Source organism: Pseudomonas brassicae, from assembly GCF_010671725.1.
GTDB classification, from domain to species: Bacteria; Pseudomonadota; Gammaproteobacteria; order Pseudomonadales; family Pseudomonadaceae; genus Aquipseudomonas; species Aquipseudomonas brassicae.
In genome coordinates this window covers 1-2,271 of the sequence record NZ_JAAHBU010000580.1, presented here as the reverse complement: position 1 = coordinate 2,271, position 2,271 = coordinate 1, and the positions used below count along the sequence as shown (strand labels likewise).

General features: G+C 68.6%; 3 protein-coding genes. All 3 read left to right on the top strand.

The features are described 5' to 3' along the window. Positions 1-449: DUF1656 domain-containing protein (locus G3436_RS29160; protein WP_420801260.1), on the top strand; the 449-nt coding region annotated here is incomplete at its 5' end. Further along, on the top strand, positions 446-1,321 hold the full coding sequence (locus tag G3436_RS26310) for an efflux RND transporter periplasmic adaptor subunit (RefSeq protein ID WP_163951241.1): 876 nt from the start codon (positions 446-448) through the stop codon (positions 1,319-1,321). The genes G3436_RS29160 and G3436_RS26310, both read left to right, overlap by 4 nt. Next, the coding region (locus G3436_RS26305) for a TolC family protein (protein WP_163951238.1) at positions 1,318-2,271 on the top strand (954 nt) is incomplete at its 3' end. The genes G3436_RS26310 and G3436_RS26305, both read left to right, overlap by 4 nt.

The following is a 2,271-nucleotide window of genomic DNA, read 5'->3' as shown; positions in this document are numbered from 1 at the left end:
AGGCCTGCCTGCGCGCGCGCCAGCGCCTGCACGCGCCGGCCGGCCTGCTGCACAACATGGACCGTGCCCGCCGTGCGCTGAACCTGCAGGCCATGGCCGACTGCGGCGAAACCCGCCTGCACCTGCTGCATGCCCTCAGCGGCCTGCGCCTGGCGCTGCTGCCGGGGGTCGAAGTGCTGCTGCAGCCGTCTGACGACCAACCGCAACTGCCCTATGGCATCGATGGAGCCCCCCCTGTGATCGGTGAAGTGGATATCAGCGGGGTGTTCCTGCCCACGCTGCTGGTGATGATGGTGTTCACCTACCTGCTGTTCCTGGGGGTGCATGCGTTGCTCACGCGGGTGCACTTCTACCGCCTGGTCTGGCACCGGGCGCTGTTCAACGTTGCTCTGTATGCCGTGCTGCTGGGCACGCTCGACCACTTTTGCCGAAGCCTGATGCTGCCATGAAAAAACCGTTGCTGACCCTGGGCCGCGTGGTCCTGACCCTGCTGGTCGTCACCCTGGCCACCGTGCTGGTGTGGCAGATGGTGCTGTATTACATGTTCGCACCCTGGACCCGCGACGGGCACATCCGTGCCGACGTGATCCAGATCGCGCCCGATGTGTCCGGGCTGATCCAGCAGGTGGCGGTGCGCGACAACCAGGTGGTCAAGCGCGGCGACGTGCTGTTCAGCATCGACCAGGACCGCTTCCACCTGGCCCTGCGCCAGGCCCAGGCGACCCTGGCCGAACGCAGCGAAACCCTGGCCCAGGCCCAGCGCGAGGCGCGACGCAACCGTGGCCTGGGCAACCTGGTGGCGCAGGAGCAGCTTGAAGCCAGCCAGTCGCGCCAGGCCCGTGCGCAGTCGGCACTGGCCGAGGCGCAGGTGGCGGTGGATGCGGCCCAGCTCAACCTGGACCGTTCGGTGGTGCGCAGCCCGGTCGATGGCTACCTCAACGACCGCGCCCCGCGCGCCCATGAGTTCGTCACTGCCGGGCGCCCGGTGCTGTCGGTGGTCGACAGCGATTCGTACCACGTCGATGGCTATTTCGAAGAGACCAAGCTGGCCGGCATCCAGATCGGCCAGGCCGTGGACATCCGCGTGATGGGCGACAACGCGCGCTTGCGCGGCCGGGTGCAGAGCATTGCGGCCGGCATCGAAGACCGTGACCGCAGCAGCGGCGCCAACCTGCTGCCCAACGTCAACCCGGCGTTCAGCTGGGTGCGCCTGGCGCAGCGGATTCCGGTGCGCATTGCCTTCGACGAGGTGCCGGCCGACTTTCGCATGATCGCCGGGCGTACCGCCACGGTGTCGATCATCGAGGGTACGGCGCAATGAAACGCCTGGCGCTGGTAGGCGCGGGGTTGCTGCTGTCGGCGTGCCAGATGGTCGGGCCGAACTACAGCGTGCCCAAGGGCGCGGCAGTGAACCGCGCCGACCTGCAGGGTGCACTGCGCAGCGACGCCGACAGCGTGGTCTCGGCGCCGGTGCCCGCCGACTGGTGGCACCTGTACCAGGACCCGCGGCTTGATGCACTGGTGACCCAGGCGCTGGCAGCCAATACCGAACTGCGCGTAGCGGCGGCGAACATTGCGCGGGCGCGGGCCCAGGTCGAGGAAGCCGAGGCCCAGGGCGGCTTCAATGGTGGGGTCAAGCTTGGCGCACAGCGCTTGCAGGAGTCGGGCGAAGCCTTCCTGCAGCCGGACAAGGTGCCGGTGGCGAACATTGGCGAAGCGATCCTCAGCGCCTCGTACCAGTTCGACCTGTGGGGCACGCTCAAGCGTGGCGTCGAGGCCGCACAAGCGCATGCCGACGCCACCCAGGCCGCGGCGGACACTGCGCGCATCACCCTGGTGGCTGAGGTGGTGCGAGCCTACACCCAGGTGTGCGCGGCCAACGAGGAATACCACATTGCGCGACAGTCGCTGGACCTGCAGCAACAGAGCGTGACCCTCACCCAGCGCCTGCGCGATGCCGGGCGTGGCGATGAGACCCAGGTCACGCGCACGCAGACCCAGTTCAAATCGTTGCGCGCCGAGCTGCCGCGTTACCAAGCCATGCGCGAGGCGGGGTTGTACACCTTGTCGATGCTGTTGGCCAAGCCGGTCGAGCAGCTACCGGCGGGCACTGCGCAGTGCGCCGAGCTGCCGCACCTGGCGCAGTTGCTGCCGGTGGGCGATGGTGCCGCACTGCTCAAGCGCCGGCCCGACGTCCGCCAGGCCGAACGCAGCCTGGCGGCGGCCACCGCGAGCATCGGCGTGGCCACCGGGCAGTTGTACCCGGGACAT